The following is a 16,597-nucleotide window of genomic DNA, read 5'->3' as shown; positions in this document are numbered from 1 at the left end:
TTAATTTAAATCTTAAAAACGGTTTAACGATAAAGAGGGAAGCGTTTGCAAAGCTCTTTAACTTGCTTGCGAACACGTTGCTCAACTTCAGCGTTGCCTTCAGGGCTTTCAACTAAGCCATCAAGTACATCGCCGATCCATTCACCGATAAGTTTGAATTCTTCAGTGCCAAAACCACGACTGGTTCCAGCTGGCGTACCTAAACGAATACCCGAAGTAATCATAGGCTTCTCTGTGTCGAATGGTATGCCATTTTTGTTACATGTGATCCCTGCACGCTCTAATGCTTCTTCAGTTACGTTACCTTTCAAGCCCTTAGGACGAAGGTCAACCAACATTAGGTGCGTGTCTGTTCCGCCAGTCACAATGTCACAACCGCGAGTTTGCAACACTTCAGCAAGAACTTTTGCGTTGTCGATCACTGAATCAATATAAGTATTAAATTCTGGGCCAAGTGCTTCGCCAAACGCCACTGCTTTAGCCGCGATAACGTGCATTAGTGGGCCGCCTTGAAGGCCTGGGAACACTGCAGAGTTGATTTTTTTGTTGATGTCTTCGTGGTTCGTAAGAATCATACCGCCGCGTGGGCCACGAAGTGTTTTGTGCGTTGTTGTTGTAACAACGTGTGCGTGTGGTAGTGGGCTAGGGTGAGCACCTGTCGCGATAAGACCCGCGATGTGTGCCATATCAACCATTAGGATAGCGCCAACTTCGTCAGCAATTTCACGGAACTTAGCGAAATCAATAACACGTGGGATAGCACTACCACCAGCAATAATCATTTTAGGTTGGCTTTCGATTGCTAAAGCGCGAACCGCTTCGTAATCGATTTCTAGAGTTTCGCGGTCTACGCCATATTGAACTGCGTTGAACCACTTACCAGACATTGCAGGGCGCGCACCGTGTGTAAGGTGCCCACCAGCGTCAAGAGACATACCTAGGATCGTGTCGCCAGGTTGAAGTAGGGCAAGTTTAACTGCGCCGTTTGCTTGAGCGCCAGAGTGAGGCTGTACGTTTACATATTCGCATTTGAACAGCTGTTTAGCACGTTCAATCGCGATAGCTTCAACGGTATCTACGTGCTCACAACCACCGTAGTAGCGACGGCCTGGGTAGCCTTCTGCGTATTTGTTGGTTAGGCAAGTGCCTTGAGCTTGCATTACTGCTTTAGAAACGATGTTCTCAGAAGCAATAAGTTCGATTTGTTCGTTTTGACGAGTGTTCTCTGCTTGGATTCCAGCAAATACTGCGTCATCAGTACCAGATAAGTTCGTAGTGAAAAAACTGTCTAAGCTATGGTTTTGGTAAGCGTTCATTGTCGAGACCTTTCATTAAGCTAATGGTGATTGTTTTTATAGTCCATTAGGTCTTAAGTTGATTTCTGCATCGGTATCGTTTGCGCTATATAGGTATAGATAAACGTGAATTGCGTTATAAATATACTCTTACAGCGTCTAAGCGATCGTTGTAGGGTCAATGCAGCACGAATTGTTTCCCAAAAAGTTCGGGTAAAAAACAGCTCTTACAAATGTTAAATCTATCATTTGCTGCAAGCTGAAGTAGCATCTCTTCATCTAACAAGTCGATAACATAGCTCCGATAAAATCAATTTTCAACAAAAATTTCCAATAGGAAACTACTTTTCTTGTTTTGCTACGGGGAGCACGCTTTATTTCTGTGTGTGCTCTTTAATCAACAAAGCGCTTCATGCAACAATGAAATTAATAGACAGGAAGCAAGAATTTAATGAGGGACCTATGTCAGAAGACATTTATGATGAGTACCCATCTTTAACGTTGGCGAAGGAAACGTTAGACCAGAATATCGAACCACTTAGGCTTGGCCAGCGCATTAAAGATATCCGCGGCAAGCTTGGGATTACGTTAGAAGAAGCGAGCCAACGTACTGGTTTAGCTCGCTCTACGCTCAGCAAAATTGAGAACGAGCAAATCTCTCCAACCTTCCAAGCGATGCAAAAGCTAGCGATGGGCTTACAAATAAATATGCCCCAACTGTTTGAGCCACCAAGGAAAAAGGTCGCAACAGGGCGTCGTGACTTAACTAAGGCCGGTCAAGGTAAACCTCACCCAACCCCAACGTACGAGCATGAACTGCTTGCAACAGAGCTGTCTAATAAGAAGATGATGCCCTTTAAGAGTCGCGTGAGAGCGCGTACTTTTGAAGAGTATAACGATTGGGTACGTCACGACGGTGAAGAGTTTTTGATGATCATCTCTGGTGATGTGATGTTCTACTCAGAATTCTATGAACCTGTGCCAATGAGTGAAGGTGATAGCATGTATTACGATGCCAATATGGGTCACATGCTTATCTCGACCAGCGCAGAAGACGCGCTCATTTTGTGGGTGACAGCAAAATAAATTAACAAAGTTGGAATTTCTTATAGTGAATACAACCGTTTGCTTTTGTTTCTAACGTTGTTCAAAAGACGCGATATTGATGTGATAATCATCAATATCGCGTTTTTGTATGTATCAGAAAATTGTTTTTAAATTGTTAAATGTCACATTTTGAACTGTTTTACTATTGTTAAGGGTGTAAAACTGACTCATGCTTGTTTATTATAGTGAACACGGTTTACTCATGTTGATTGAAGTTTACTGAAGTGAATTCTTAGAAAGTGACTTGTAGAGCTTTTGTACAGCTAACCTGATTTATCAAGCTAACGATATAAGCCTATATCAAAGACATCACTTTTTACTATCTACTGTTTCTAAAGTTAAGACGTCAAGGTGACTAACGCGAATATGCTGAGGTGACTAATGATGATACTTATCGTTAGAGGCGACTCTAAATAGAGATATAAGCGGCAGACTCGACTTTGGACAGCCTGCAACGCTTCATGGAGAAGAAAATGACTCAAGAACACGCTAATCAAGACCTACTAACAACACCACTGCATGCACTTCATGTTGAAGAGGGTGCAAAAATGGTTCCTTTCGCTGGCTACGATATGCCAGTTCAGTATCCACTAGGTGTAAAGAAAGAGCACTTACACACTCGTGATGCTGCCGGTCTTTTTGATGTTTCTCACATGGGGCAACTTCGTCTTCATGGCGTAAACGCAGCAGCTGTCTTAGAATCTTTGGTTCCTGTAGATATTATTGACCTTCCTTCTGGTAAGCAGCGCTATGCGTTCTTTACTAACGAGCAGGGTGGCATTATGGATGACCTGATGGTGGCTAACCTAGGCGATTACTTGTTTGTTGTTGTTAACGCGGCTTGTAAAACACAAGATATCGACCACCTAACTGCGCACCTTCCAGCTGACGTAGAAATGGAAGTGATTGATGATCGCGCTCTATTAGCACTTCAAGGCCCTAAAGCGTCTGAAGTTTTAGCTCGTTTCCAACCAAGTGTTGCAGACATGCTGTTCATGGATGTTCAAAAAGTCGATATCGATGGTGTAGAGTGCATCGTGAGCCGCAGTGGCTACACAGGTGAAGATGGCTACGAGATTTCAGTACCTAACGATCACGCTGAAGCACTTGCTCGTAAACTAACATCAGAAGCAGAAGTAGAGTGGATCGGCCTTGGTGCTCGTGACTCACTTCGTCTTGAATGTGGTCTATGTCTATACGGTCATGACCTAGACACAACGACAACACCAGTAGAAGCTAGCCTTCTATGGGGTATTCAAAAAGTTCGTCGTACTGACGGTGAACGTGCAGGCGGTTTCCCAGGCGCTGATATTATCCTTGAGCAACTTGTGACTAAAGATGTTCAACGTAAGCGTGTTGGCCTAATTGGTCAAACTAAAGCGCCAGTACGTGAAGGCGCTGAATTGTTTGATGCTGAAGATAACAAGATTGGCGTAGTAACAAGCGGTACTGCGGGTCCTAACGCTGGTAAGCCCGTTTCTATGGCTTATGTTCGTACTGACTTAGCGGTAATTGGCACTGAATTATTCGCTGAAGTTCGTGGTAAGAAATTACCTATGACAGTAGAAAAAATGCCATTCGTACCTCAACGTTACTACCGTGGCTAATCTCTCCTAAGAGAAAATACCAAACCTAACGAAAGCCTATTGTTTACCTCTTTATACTAAGATGTTTGACGGTAGGCTTTTTTGTTTTTCGCAACGTATAAAACTTAAGATGATGAGCTGAGGTAAGTTGTTTATAAATTCGTTTATAAAATGAGATATGTGGCTATATCGTTACAATTACTTACTATACTCAGGGCTATGCCGTGTTATGGTGCCACACATCATTTTTATAAATAAGTCGTAGTGGTTACAAGGAGTTGACTATGAATGTGAACTATACAGTGAGTCCGGTTCGTAAAGCCGTTTTAGTGATACTGGCACCGTTCATTTATACATCTAGTGTATTGGCGACGGAAAACTCGGTCGAAAGTACTCCTAATACGGGTGTAACACCTTATATTGTGAATGGTAGCAATGCTTCGGTCACTGAGTTTCCTTCGATGGCGAGCTTGTTCATTGATCGTATTGATTATGATGGTGTGTATTCGACTGGTGCTTATTGCGGCGCGACCATTTTAGACCCGACTCATATACTGACGGCAGCACACTGTATTTACGGCAATGAAGAAGGGCAGTTATTTACTACTGTAGTTCCACAGCTCGAAGATACGTCTCAATTCCCTAATAATATTGTTCAGAAAGCACGTGTGTTTGAGGTATTTTATCCAGATAATTATTCTAATAGTTTGAATGACTTACTACGTAATGACGTTGCCATTCTTAAGCTAGAAAGTGCACTTAACGTTGATTCTATCAATGATATTGTCAAACGTCCGTCAAACGATGATTATCGCTTTGGTATTAATGATTTTGTTGCTGTTGGCCATGGTGATACAAAATCTGATTTTGATGGCACAACGATATTACAGAAAGCGCCACTTAACTACGTGGAAAACAACACTTGTGCCTCAGCCTTTACTGATGGTTCTGCGTTAACTGATAATCAAATCTGTTTTATTGGTGACTACAGTGTATTCACTAGGTTATACGGCGGTACATGCCAGGGTGACTCAGGTGGCCCTGTGTATTGGAAGGATGGTGCTGATTACAGACAAGTTGGTATTACCAGTTTTGGACCTGAAACTTGTGGTGGCGGTAGCATCACTTCGGGCGTGAAAGTGACATCTGTATTCACTGAAATATTAGACTATAAGACTTGGATCGATAGTGTTATTGCTGGAACTGAAACCGCTAAGTTTGTTTCTACGGATGCTAAGCGAACGGCTTATGTGAATGCACGAACTTCATCTGGCTCTGGTGGCAGCGGGGGCAGTGTATCATTTGGCTTGTTAGGTGCGTTGATGTTACTAGGTGGGTTTAGACGAGCGATGTCTCGTTAGATTCTTCATGTTAGTTAAACAAACGGCCAGTCATTCAACTATGACTGGCCGTTTTTGTTTTGTTCTATTCGTTTAAGCCGTTGAGAGTTTGGTGCTCTCGTTGATATTAATAGACTAGACGCACAAACCAGAGGACACTCTTCTACTGTACCTTTCTAGAATCTCATCCATCTCTTTTATTGCATCGTTGATGTCTTTAATACCGCCTTGCGCGACATCTTTTTCATTTTGGTTCAACGCAGAAAAAGCCTGTCTTAATTCCTTGTCTTCCAACATGTTCCCGTGCAACAACACTTCTTTGTAAGTGAGTAGCCTATGCTGTACCGCGATAATTTGACTGCGGGTATTGTCTGATTCTAAAGCGTGCTTTATGCAAGGAAATGCCAATGTATAACGATTCGCAATTTCCAATTTGACGTCTTCATTATTCGCAATTTGCAATTTTTCTTATTTCCCAACACTTGAATATTCAAGTTTAGTAGCCTGTACGCTCACGACCGATCTAAGTGTCAAAGTTTATGAAACGTAACGTTTTTTAATAATCGAATAATATGCCTTTAATGGCGTATGTAAACCGTTGCGAGTCAATATGGTCTGCTTCTTGCTGAAATTAGGTCATAACTGTCTATTGAGGATAAGCTTATGTCACAAGAACCCATAATCATGGCGCTGATTGATCGCAGGAAGCTCGCCAATTTGTCCCAGGAAAAATTAGCCTCAAGTGCGGGAATGAGCTTAAAAACCTACCAACGAATCGAGCGTGGTGAAGCTGATATCAAAATGTCTCAGTATCGTTCGCTCACTAGGACGTTGAAAGTTACCGATTTGGATGTAGTACTGGATGTTGTTGGCGCATCACAAGCGACAGCGAAAGATGTAGCGGCGGTCAGTCGTTTACTGACCAGCGAAGAGCGCATGTTGTTAATCAAGCTGATTTTGTCGGTCAAAAAACAGCAGTAGAGTTTTGTTCCATTAGGTTATTTTGGAATACCTAGCTTGCGCATGCCTAGCGTTCGAACTAATAGGCTTCGAATCAATACTTCGAACAAATGCCCTGCGAATAAATAGCGTTGGGTATCGTTTTTGTTCAAGCAAATAGAGTTAGAACGGCTGTTTGATGGGTGACGTGTTCACTGATGAAATCAAAAATTATTCTACTCTTCCACGCAGTTGCTTGGTGGAGCTTCTTTGTTTCTTTCCTTCTAAACGTCTTTTCTGAGAGCCACGCGTCGGTTTAGTTGCTCGTCTTACTTTTTGAACTTTTGTTGCTTCCAAGATCAGTTCTTTCAAACGCACCAAAGCATCGTCACGGTTTTGTTCTTGAGTTCTATACTGCTGCGCTTTAATGATAATTACTCCATCTTTCGTGATGCGGCTATCTTTGTGCGCTAACAGTCTTTCTTTATAGAAATCAGGTAGTGTGGAGTGGTTAATGTCAAAACGTAAGTGTATCGCGCTCGATACTTTATTGACGTTTTGACCGCCAGCTCCTTGTGCTCTGATCGCAGTTAACTGGATTTCCCAGTCTTGAATTGAAACAGAGTTAGATATTTGTAACATAAACATCCATTTTGAACGGTAATATTGGGTCATGATACTGAATATTGGTTATGGTATCAGTAACTTTCTCAAACAGTGGTAGTAATGATGAAAATAGATTTAACGGCGTATGAAGGGTTAATCTTTGATATGGATGGTACGTTGATCGATACAATGCCAGCACATGTAAAAGCGTGGCAGCAAACGGCTGAAGAATTCGGTTTTCATTTTGAAGCGCCTTGGCTGCATAGTTTAGGTGGCATGCCGAGTTATAAGATCGCCGGTGAAGTGAATAGTAAGTACGGTTTATCGCTCGATCCACAAGCGGTTTCTACGTTTAAGATGGCGTCGTTTGCTGCGATTGAAGACAAAGGAGAGATCATCCCTTGTACTCACTCTCTGCTGTTAGAGCATCTGGGTAATAAGAAGATTGCGGTTGGAACGGGCAGCCAACGTAAAAGTGCCGAACAGTTGTTGGACAAAACAGATATCTTGAGCAAGCTCGATATCCTAGTGACAGCAACAGATGTTAAGAATCACAAACCCAATCCAGATACCTTCTTAGATGCGTGTTTTGGTATGGGATTACAGCCAAAGCAGTGTGTTGTGTTTGAAGATACGAACTTAGGTAAACAAGCCGCTCATGCTGCGAAGATGGATTGCATTCTGGTGGTAGAAGGGAACAAGTTAGAGTTTTACCCGGCCCCAAGTTGATCGAGAGCCTAACAAGAGTGCTTGTACTATCTTTTGTTAGGCTATTTCACTCATTTCTTTGTCTAGGAATAAGCATACATTGTTTCTACCTGCTGCTTTAGCTTCGTATAACGCTAAATCAGCGCACTTGTAGTTCAGTGCTGGATCATTGGTGATGTTAGTAATGCCGCCACTCACAGTGACTACGTTATCGAGTTCAAGGCTGACTGCAATTCTCAGCCTGTTGAGAACGTATTCAGCTCCTTCCGTTGTGGTGTGAGGAAGAATAACACCAAACTCTTCGCCACCAATGCGAGCAACAAAATCTGTTTCACGGCATTCACGCTGAAGTACTTGAGCGACTGTTTGAATGACTCGATCACCGTAGTCGTGCCCAAATCTGTCGTTAATGCGTTTGAAGTAGTCAATATCCAAGATAGCTAAGCAAGATTGCTCGCGAGTAGGGTAACGATTAACACGAGAACATTCGTCGCGAAGTTCAAGGTCAAATTTTCTTCGATTCCAGCAACCGGCTAATGCGTCCTTTTCACTTAGATTTCTGAGCTTTTTCTCGAGTTCTTTGTGCTTACTAATATCGACAAAAGAAGCGACGTAAAACTGAATCACATCTTTCGAATCTTTGATGGTTTGGATTCGTAGTATTTCGGTAATCAATGAACCGTCTTTGCGACGATTTATCACTTCTCCCTCCCACATGCCTTTCTTCTGGATTACGCTCCACATCTTGATGTAGAACTCCTGATTATAGCGCCCAGAGGCAAACATCGATGGTTGGCGACCTTTTACTTCTTCCAGTTCGTAGCCACTGACTCGAGTAAATTCTTGGTTAACTTTAATGATTCGGTTATTTCTGTCGGTAATGACCAGTGCAGACATACCGTTCATTGCTGCTTTGGCCAGTTGGCTATCTATGCTGTTCTTTTTATGGTTACTGTTCCACAAAACAAAACCAGCAGAGATCATAGAAATTAGGAAAGATAAGGTGATGACCTGCACGAATATGGCTTGTTTTTCTTGTAGGTACTGGCTGCTGAACAGTTGGTTTTCAACATGAAGAACCAAATAAATTGGTCCTTCAAATTGCTTTATTTTAGGGCTGATATCTGAGTGGAAATACCAGTTTTTACCATCAAAGTAGCTAGAAGAGGTATTTTCTTGAATGGCTTTCCAAAGTTCAGGGTAAAGCTTCGCGTAGGTTTTATCTGAACGAGATGCAATAAGATGCCCAAACGATTCTTCGATATCCGGGCCCATGATGATATGTCCGGTCCTGTTAAGAATAACAGGGACGGCGGATGACGTACCTATTTGATAAAGAAGACGGTCGTAGACCTCGAGCATATTCAGGTTAGCGATAAAGTAACCAATAATACGATCTTCTGATGCGACGGGTGTCATTATCCTTAGGGCTGGCATCAAAGGATGGACAACCTCACCATTTTCAATCTCTAAATCGATACCGTTTGAGCTTACGTCTCCAATTTTTAATTGTTGAAGCGTTTTAAAGTAACCACGAGCCGACTTATCTTGAAGCTTATTAACTGGAACTATCGTCGCGTTCTTGTTGTTGTAGTTAATGCGGTAAACCTCATTACCTTCTAAGTCGAGGTAGCGAAGTTGAGAATAATATTGTTGTCCACGCGCTAACATCACCCATAGATCTTCTAGCGCTTCTTTATGAACAATCGAAGGTTCTTCGATCGCACGCAGTAGTGTTTGAGAATTTGCAATAGAAGGCACGGAGTTGGAGATTTGCTCAACAATTATTGCGAGCTCATGAAAGCTGTATTCAATTTGATTTTGGCTGGATTGCTTAATATTTAACGTGTGTTGGGCTTCGACCCGGTCAAATTCAGAGTTGATGTAGAGGGCAGGGACTAATCCTAGGGCAAATATGGTGCATAGAAATTGGCTGATTAGTTTTTTTATACTCGTATTCATCACTGTCCTCAAAGAATCAGCGCAATACTATATATTTTATAGGGTTTTTAATGTGATCTTAACCCAGAACTTAAAACAAGATTTGTATATAACTACGATTTTACTGCAACTTTTTGCATTCAAGCTTGATTGTTGAGCAATCACTTCGTTAGGAAATGATTGCTCAATATAGAACGCCGCTCTGAAACTTGAGCCCAATTAATCGCGATTAATTGCCGTTTATCTAGCTAAGAGCATCTAGCTTAGGCCGATAATATTTCCATTACTATCAATATCTAATGACATGAAAGCCGGTTTATCAGGTAAACCTGGCATGGTCATTACGTTGCCGCACAAAGCGTAGATGAAGCCGGCACCAGCACACAGTTTTAACTCTCTAACGGGTACGTCAAACTGAGTGGGTGCACCCTTTATTTGAGCTTCTGTTGAAATCGATAATGGCGTTTTTGCCAAACAAACTGATAGGTCGCCATAGCCGTGTTGGTTGAACTCAGTCAGTTGTTTCCTTGCCAGTGGTGATAGCGAAATACTTGCTGCGCCGTATCCGACTTCAGCGACTGCCATCAGTTTCTCTTCTAAGCTTTGCTTAGAGTAGTACAAAGGCTTAAATTTACTCTCTGTTTGGCATGCTTTTACCACGGCGTGAGCCAACTGAACTGCACCTTCACCACCTTGACCAAACGCTTCACTTACTTCAACGCGAACGCTTGGGTCGAATTCGATGACCATCTGTTTCAATGCGTCGAGCTCTTGAGCTGAATCTTGTGGGAATCGATTGATCGCAACGACAGTAGGCACTTGGTATTGTTTAACGTTGTTGATATGCCATTTAAGGTTCTCAAAGCCTGCAGTGAGCGCGTCTTGATCGTCATTAAAGATTGAATCAGGTAATGGAGTGCCTGGTCTTAAATCGTATAATCCAGAGTTGGCCTTTAATCCGCGTAATGTTGCGACAACTACGGCGCAATCGGGTTTCTTGTTCGATGCTTTCACCTTGATGTTACAAGCTTTCTCAAACCCCATGTCAGAGCCGAAGCCACCTTCGGTCACTACAAAGTCACTCAACTTCAACGCTATCTTGTCGGCAATAATCGAAGAGTTTCCGTGGGCTATGTTCGCGAATGGTCCCGCGTGAATGAGTGTCGGCACGCCTTCAAGAGTTTGCATCAATGTTGGTTCAATAGAGTCCTTCATCGTTACTGTCATAGCGCCCGCGACGTTGAAGTCTTCTGCGGTTAATGGCGAACCTTGATTGTTGTATGCGAGTACGACACGGCCGATACGCTTGCGTAGATCTTGTAGATCATCGGCAAGAGCGAGAATAGCCATCAGCTCTGAGGCGGCTGAGATATCAAAACCATCTTCGCGCTCAAGGCCATTAATTGTTTTGTCTGCTTCGTTTTTGCCTACTGTGATCATGCGCAATGCACGGTCATTATGGTCGAGTACACGGCGCCACACGATTCTGCTTGGATCGATGTCTAATGATTTTAAGCCAGAGCGTGTTTCAAAGGCTTCTAATCCTTCACGCTGCTCATGATACAAGCGTGCATCAATGGCTGCAGAGGCGAGGTTATTAGCGGCTGTCACAGCATGAATATCACCGGTGAGGTGCAAGTTTAACTGTTCCATAGGGGCGACTTGAGAGTAACCACCACCGGCTGCGCCACCTTTAACACCAAAAACTGGGCCCATTGAAGGCTGGCGAATGCAGGCCATCGCAGATTGGTTAATCTTTGCGAGGCCTTGTGCTAATCCAATAGTAGTGACGGTTTTGCCTTCGCCAAGAGGCGTTGGTGTGATAGCGGTCACCACGACCAATTTACCATCTTGTTGGTTGGCGAGGCGTTCAAGTGATGTCAGAGACACTTTAGATTTGTATTGCCCTAATGGCTGATGTTCGTTGTGTTGCAGGCCAGCTTGTTTGGCAACTTCACTGATGTTTTTAAGGGGAGTAGAGCGACAAATATCAATATCAGACAGCATATTTGATCCTTATATCAGAACCGAAAGGTTGTACGTAAACGTTTGCGTGGCGATAGTACTGCATAAATTTGCCAAGTAAAGGCAAACCACACGAATTATGTGCTGGAAGATAACAGATCTAAAGAGTCATTGCGCGAGATCAAATGTTAAACGAGCAAAATATTCGATGTGACTACCTTCAGCTGCAGTTATATTAGTACTGAATACAAAAAGGGCTGCATATAGCAGCCCTTCAGGAATGGAAAATCTAGCTGGTCATCAACTTTGATGAGTTAACAACCTGGCATGGTTGATTATCGATCCCAGTATGTTTCTTCTAAGCTATCTTCGCGTTCTGGTAGTGCACGAGAAAGGCGAGGAGAGTGCTGAGTCAATACTTCGTAGCTTACGCGGTTTGCGTACTTACAAATTTGAGACAGTGACGAGTAAGTTAAGCACGCGTGCTCGTGTTTCTCTGAATTCGGTACGTTCACGTGATGGTAACTGTTCGCTGCCATGTCATGTAGAAGTGCCGAAAGCGCGCCATCACCAGCACCGTTTGTGTTTTTAATCTCAAGTGGGCCACCTAAGTAAGGGCCGATGTGAGAGTACACTTTGACTGGGTCTTTACAGTCTTGCTTACGCATCGCACGGCTGAATTCGTATTTGTTAAATTCAGGAATGTTACCCGGTAATAACGGTAGTGTTGTTTCGCGTTTCGCTGGCTCGTCAGTGTAGCCTGCCATGTATAAGCCGACAGGGCCTGCAGTGCAGAGAACTAGGTCAACCCACTCAAGCGCTTTGTTCGCCGCGAGCAAAGGATCTTTTTCACCCGTTAATGCTTCACCTTCATCTTCGTTCATTGCGACGATGGTTACGTTCTCTTTCAGGTATTCTTGCCACCATTCAGCGTTACCTTCGATCACGTACTTCGTACCAAGCGTCAGTACAACTGGCACATTGTGCGCTTTCGCGTATTCAATCGCTTTTTGTACCGCTTTTGGCATCGGATCTTCAGGCTTACCGCGCATTAAGTATGAAGACACAACCAATGCAGACGCTTTTTCAAAAATCTGTTCAGGAATACTTTCAGGGAGTAGTTGGTTCATGTGTCCTTCGTTGATCGCAAACGTACGTTCGCCATCTTCGGTAATGAGCGTGTAACAACGACCAATTGGACCATCAACGGTTTGTAGGTGGTTTAAGTTCATACGAGAAGAAGTGCGGCAAAGGTAGCGGTAACCAAATGAGCCAACTTCAATCTTCTTAGACATTACGCCAAGCAGGACAGATTTACTGTCTGCAAGTACGGAATAGTTGTGCAATGTATTGCCGATAGTATCGCCAGGGTATTGATGCGTGATCAAACCGCGTTGAACTAATTCTTCATACAGCGCATCTGCTTTACTTTCTTCCAATACTAGTGAGTGACCTTTACTCAGCTCGTATTTTTCTAGGAACGCGTTGTCAACACGGGCCTCGATATCAACAATAGTTTGACCCACACCGACAATTGTTGCGCGGTGAAGCTTAGGTGTTTGTTGAATTTGGTTGACCAACGGATCACGGGCGTGAGTTGGAAAGTAGTGCTTAGATTTACGCTGTCCAGGAAATTTCATATGACAAATACAGTGAAAAAATTTTGCCGCATGATATCACATTTTGTTTCTGTTTCTTTCATTTTTATTACATTTTGAATCACCTGCGCAATGTCTGTACAGGTGATTCAGCTTACTCTTGCTTCAGACCATTCGTGTGAGACTATTCGGCTGGAACGAGTGTTGCCGGATCTACGTAAGCCTTTGTACCCCATAGCGGAACGGTTGAAAGGCTATGTTTGAAACTGCCTTCTGTTTCTTTGGTTGTGTAAGACAAGTAAAGCAGCGATTGATTCTCAGCATCGTAGATACGACGAACCTTCATCGTTTTAAAGAAGATACTTTTCGACTGCTTGAATACCACTTCACCTGATTTACTTTTGTCTATTTTAGCAATCATTTCTGGAGTGATTTCGCCCGTTTGACGACAAGAGATAGAGCTATCGCTTGGATCAGAAAGGCTAAGATTTGCTTCGATTGATGCAATGTGACAAGTCACACCTTCGATCTTATCATCATCTAAAGATGACATTTTGATATCCTTCATTGTGAAGAATCCCAAAGAGACGTCGCCAACCTCGTTGTCCGAACAGCCTGCTAACATTGTGATGATACCTGCTGCTATTAAGGCTTTTTTCATAAGAAGTCCTTTTTATTTATATAGTTCTGTTTACTATAAGGATATTGAAAGCTTGAATACGAGTGTAGAGCTTTTCACCGAGTTCTTAAAGGATGTTATGAGAGAATGAAAAATATGAAGCATTTAAAGTACTTGTTGGTGTTAGTTATGCTCTGTATCCTTTCTGCATGTAGCTCGGCACCTACGCCGACCATATGTCTTCCAAATAACTGTGATATTTGGGGTTACTAATCTTAGGTACTAAAAGAATGAATAACGAAATACCTGAAAGCGCGCATAAGAAAAACCAATGGCTGTTTAGCCAACTCGACATTGCTTATCCCGCAAAGGAGAGCTTGCTAGGTCGAGAACTTTATCAAAGCAGACTCCCATCCAAGAATTACCAACTCCTCGCTCAAGATCAAATTCCTTCCCAAATTGATGAACTTCATAAAGTCGATTTCCATAAACTGACGGTACTTTTTTCACTTAACCAAGCCAGTGTTTATCACGATGAAACCGAAAGGGCACATATGCTCGAGTTCTTGAGTCAGATTATGTTGTCTGATGAGCATGTTTTATACATTGGTACTCAAAGTGGTGATGTTGTGGCGAGTGCTATTGTCACAGAAGTGGAAGACTCTCTGTTGATCTCCGACGTGATTATTGAAAACGGTCAAGATATCAACGGCTTTGCTAAGCAGTTACATGATTTTTGGGCACAAGATCATGCTTCTCACGATAAAGTGTGGGTCGAGAACTAAAGATTCTTTGAGAAAGCGTTAATCTAAGTACAATACCCCATCTTTTATAAAGGGTTTTGTATGTACAAGCTATTGATATCAATCGCTGTATTGTGTGTTAGCGCTTTTTCTACAGTCAGTTTTGCTACCGACTGGGATATCAAACGCATCCTAGTTTTACACTCATACGAACCTTCTTACCAATGGACTGCTGACTTTCAGAAAGGGATAGGCAGTGCGTTCAGCCAATCTCAAACCGAAGTTAAACTCTCAATCGAGTATTTGGATACAAAGCGCGTCCATAGCTCTGAGTACTACCACTCTCTCACCGATTACTTACAAGCCAAATACGCAGGTTATAAATTTGATGGTGTTATTGCGACTGACGATAATGCGGCTAATTTCCTTGAATCACTGAGTGCGTTGATTGACCGTGCGACACCTATTGTTGCGGCGGGTATCAATGACATAAGCACCGATATGTATGCGGTGTCTGATAGAGCGACTGTGCTTTATGAGAACGATCAGATAGACGTCAATATTAAGCTGATCTCTAAACTAAGACCTAATCTAAAGAACCTCTATTTCATCAATGATTACAGTGTCACTTCTGAACTAATCCGTAAAGATATAAGCCATATTATGGCAGACTTTCCATCGGTTAATTTGGTAGAAATACGCGATTTGTCGCTCAAGCAAACAAGTGAGTTCTTGAAAGGGGTCTCTGTTGACGATGCGGTCTTACTGAGCCACTACAATACTGAGTTAGATCAAGGTGTATATCATACCTATCAAGAGGTCGCGGAAACCTTATCTGCATCGAGCGCCGCACCAGTGTTTGCGTTATGGCAGTTTAATATAGTCGGTGATGTACTCGGAGGTTATGTAAACCACTCGCGAAGTATGGGCGAAGAGGCCGTTAGTGCATTGGATAAGTATGTGCCTCTTAATTTTTCTACACCTTTAGTTCCCGGTGACAACAAGCGTTTTGTTTTCAATTATCCGGCGCTTAAAAAGTTTGGTATTGGTGATAATGTACTGCCGACAGGATCTGTGATTGTTAACGAGCCTTCCTCCTTTTTACAAAAGAACTTTCAATTGTTGTTGGGCTTAATCATGGTCATTACAGGGCTGAGCGTGATTATCGTGATGCAATTTATTACCCTGCGCCAAAAGAAAGAGTTGGCAAAAAAGAACAAGCGAATCCTTGCTCTACAGAAACAAACTTTGAATGTTCAAAAGGACATGATTCATGTGTTGGGTGAAGCCATTGAAACTCGCTCTGGCGAGACGGGTAATCACGTTAAGCGTGTAGCCAAGTTATCCGCATTGCTTGCCAAGTATCGTGGCTTGAGCCATCGCGAGGTCGAGATGATTGAGATCATAAGCCCGATGCATGATGTAGGTAAGATTTCGGTTCCGGAATCTATCTTGGATAAACCAGGTAAATTGACAGACCAAGAGTGGGATGTAATGAAACTTCACACCACTGCGGGCTACAATTTACTGAAGAGCGGAGCGGGTGATATTACCAACCTCGCAGCAATCATTGCTAACGAACATCATGAGCGTTGGGATGGCACTGGATACCCTAATGGTAAGGTAGGTGAACAAATTCATTTGTTTGCTCGCATTACTGCGGTAGCCGATGTATTTGACGCATTGCTTAGTGCCCGCTGCTACAAAGAGCCATGGCCATTAGAGATGGTCGTCGATTTGTTCGATAGAGAGTGTGGCTATCAATTTGACCCTAAACTAACCAAACTGCTACTGAAACACTTGCCCGAGTTTGTCGCCATCCGAGATTCGTATCCCGATACTGGAACTGTAGAATATGCGTCTGTACCTTCGATTGAAGTTAAGGTATTAGAAGAGTCGGTTGTTAGCTAACTCTCGCTCTATCTGAATAGTCTATAAGTCTTGGTTTCTTTATCAATTCGCCATAATCCGACTAGGACGTGGCAATTTATATTTTCCACTGAAATTAAGTCGTTTATGTAAACCTTGCAGTATTTGGTTTGGCAGATTCTGGGTTAATTTAATGAAAGCTGTTGCTTATGTCGAGCCATAAGGTGATCAAGTCTATATTTCGCGAAGAGAAATAAGCCTGCGTCCGTAAACTGTTATCT

At 42.8% G+C, this 16,597-nt stretch carries 14 protein-coding genes; 7 read left to right on the top strand and 7 right to left on the bottom strand.

Annotated features, from left to right (window positions below; genetic code table 11):
• Positions 1-23: 23 nt before the first annotated feature.
• A complete protein-coding gene (locus AC3CHU_RS23665) occupies positions 24-1,316 on the bottom strand; it encodes a serine hydroxymethyltransferase (RefSeq protein ID WP_017105928.1) in 1,293 nt (430 codons plus the stop codon).
• Between the two features lie 441 nt (positions 1,317-1,757).
• On the opposite strand from AC3CHU_RS23665, the gene AC3CHU_RS23660 reads away from it, so the two are divergent.
• From AC3CHU_RS23660 to AC3CHU_RS23650, 3 genes are all read left to right on the top strand, one after another.
• The gene (locus AC3CHU_RS23660) at positions 1,758-2,381 is read left to right on the top strand and encodes a helix-turn-helix domain-containing protein (protein ID WP_017082298.1); all 624 of its coding nucleotides are present in this window, start codon (positions 1,758-1,760) and stop codon (positions 2,379-2,381) included.
• A gap of 494 nt (positions 2,382-2,875) precedes the next feature.
• Positions 2,876-4,009 carry a glycine cleavage system aminomethyltransferase GcvT gene (gcvT, locus tag AC3CHU_RS23655; RefSeq protein ID WP_488525827.1) on the top strand — a complete coding sequence of 378 codons (1,134 nt, stop codon included), beginning with the start codon at positions 2,876-2,878 and terminating at the stop codon, positions 4,007-4,009.
• Between the two features lie 263 nt (positions 4,010-4,272).
• Positions 4,273-5,349, top strand: coding sequence for a S1 family peptidase (locus AC3CHU_RS23650; protein ID WP_488525826.1), 1,077 nt, complete (start codon positions 4,273-4,275; stop codon positions 5,347-5,349).
• Between the two features lie 114 nt (positions 5,350-5,463).
• Here AC3CHU_RS23650 and AC3CHU_RS23645 read toward each other — a convergent pair whose 3' ends face one another.
• Positions 5,464-5,790, bottom strand: a complete 327-nt coding sequence (locus tag AC3CHU_RS23645; protein WP_488525825.1) for a hypothetical protein — start codon at positions 5,788-5,790, stop codon at positions 5,464-5,466.
• Between the two features lie 201 nt (positions 5,791-5,991).
• Here AC3CHU_RS23645 and AC3CHU_RS23640 point away from each other — a divergent pair, with 201 nt between their 5' ends.
• Positions 5,992-6,309 carry a helix-turn-helix transcriptional regulator gene (locus tag AC3CHU_RS23640; protein WP_171328533.1) on the top strand — a complete coding sequence of 106 codons (318 nt, stop codon included), beginning with the start codon at positions 5,992-5,994 and terminating at the stop codon, positions 6,307-6,309.
• A gap of 189 nt (positions 6,310-6,498) precedes the next feature.
• On the opposite strand, the gene arfB is transcribed toward AC3CHU_RS23640, so the two are convergent.
• Positions 6,499-6,909 (bottom strand): alternative ribosome rescue aminoacyl-tRNA hydrolase ArfB, encoded by a 411-nt coding sequence (arfB, locus tag AC3CHU_RS23635; RefSeq protein WP_171328535.1) that lies wholly within the window; start codon positions 6,907-6,909, stop codon positions 6,499-6,501.
• Positions 6,910-6,996: 87 nt separating this feature from the next.
• Between arfB and AC3CHU_RS23630 the strand changes: the two genes are divergently transcribed.
• Positions 6,997-7,602 (top strand): beta-phosphoglucomutase family hydrolase, encoded by a 606-nt coding sequence (locus tag AC3CHU_RS23630; RefSeq protein WP_171328685.1) that lies wholly within the window; start codon positions 6,997-6,999, stop codon positions 7,600-7,602.
• A 36-nt stretch (positions 7,603-7,638) separates the two neighbouring features.
• On the opposite strand, the gene AC3CHU_RS23625 is transcribed toward AC3CHU_RS23630, so the two are convergent.
• The 4 genes from AC3CHU_RS23625 to AC3CHU_RS23610 all read right to left on the bottom strand — a co-directional run bounded on the left by AC3CHU_RS23625 (position 7,639) and on the right by AC3CHU_RS23610 (position 13,746).
• A complete protein-coding gene (locus AC3CHU_RS23625; protein ID WP_488525824.1) occupies positions 7,639-9,543 on the bottom strand; it encodes a sensor domain-containing diguanylate cyclase in 1,905 nt (634 codons plus the stop codon).
• A 237-nt stretch (positions 9,544-9,780) separates the two neighbouring features.
• Positions 9,781-11,529, bottom strand: coding sequence for a formate--tetrahydrofolate ligase (locus tag AC3CHU_RS23620; RefSeq protein WP_488525823.1), 1,749 nt, complete (start codon positions 11,527-11,529; stop codon positions 9,781-9,783).
• Positions 11,530-11,822: 293 nt separating this feature from the next.
• Positions 11,823-13,127 (bottom strand): inosine/guanosine kinase, encoded by a 1,305-nt coding sequence (locus AC3CHU_RS23615; RefSeq protein ID WP_054546914.1) that lies wholly within the window; start codon positions 13,125-13,127, stop codon positions 11,823-11,825.
• Positions 13,128-13,269: 142 nt separating this feature from the next.
• Entirely contained in the window at positions 13,270-13,746 is a 477-nt protein-coding gene (locus AC3CHU_RS23610; RefSeq protein WP_017079179.1) for a CreA family protein, read from the bottom strand.
• A 248-nt stretch (positions 13,747-13,994) separates the two neighbouring features.
• Between AC3CHU_RS23610 and AC3CHU_RS23605 the strand changes: the two genes are divergently transcribed.
• Positions 13,995-14,489, top strand: a complete 495-nt coding sequence (locus tag AC3CHU_RS23605; RefSeq protein WP_372290093.1) for a hypothetical protein — start codon at positions 13,995-13,997, stop codon at positions 14,487-14,489.
• Positions 14,490-14,549: 60 nt separating this feature from the next.
• Positions 14,550-16,358, top strand: coding sequence for an HD domain-containing phosphohydrolase (locus AC3CHU_RS23600; protein WP_488525822.1), 1,809 nt, complete (start codon positions 14,550-14,552; stop codon positions 16,356-16,358).
• Positions 16,359-16,597 lie beyond the last annotated feature (239 nt).

This window comes from Vibrio sp. QJM3NY_39 (assembly GCF_057785895.1).
Note: the sequence above shows the minus strand (reverse complement) of the source record. Positions and strands in the feature narration are given on the sequence as shown.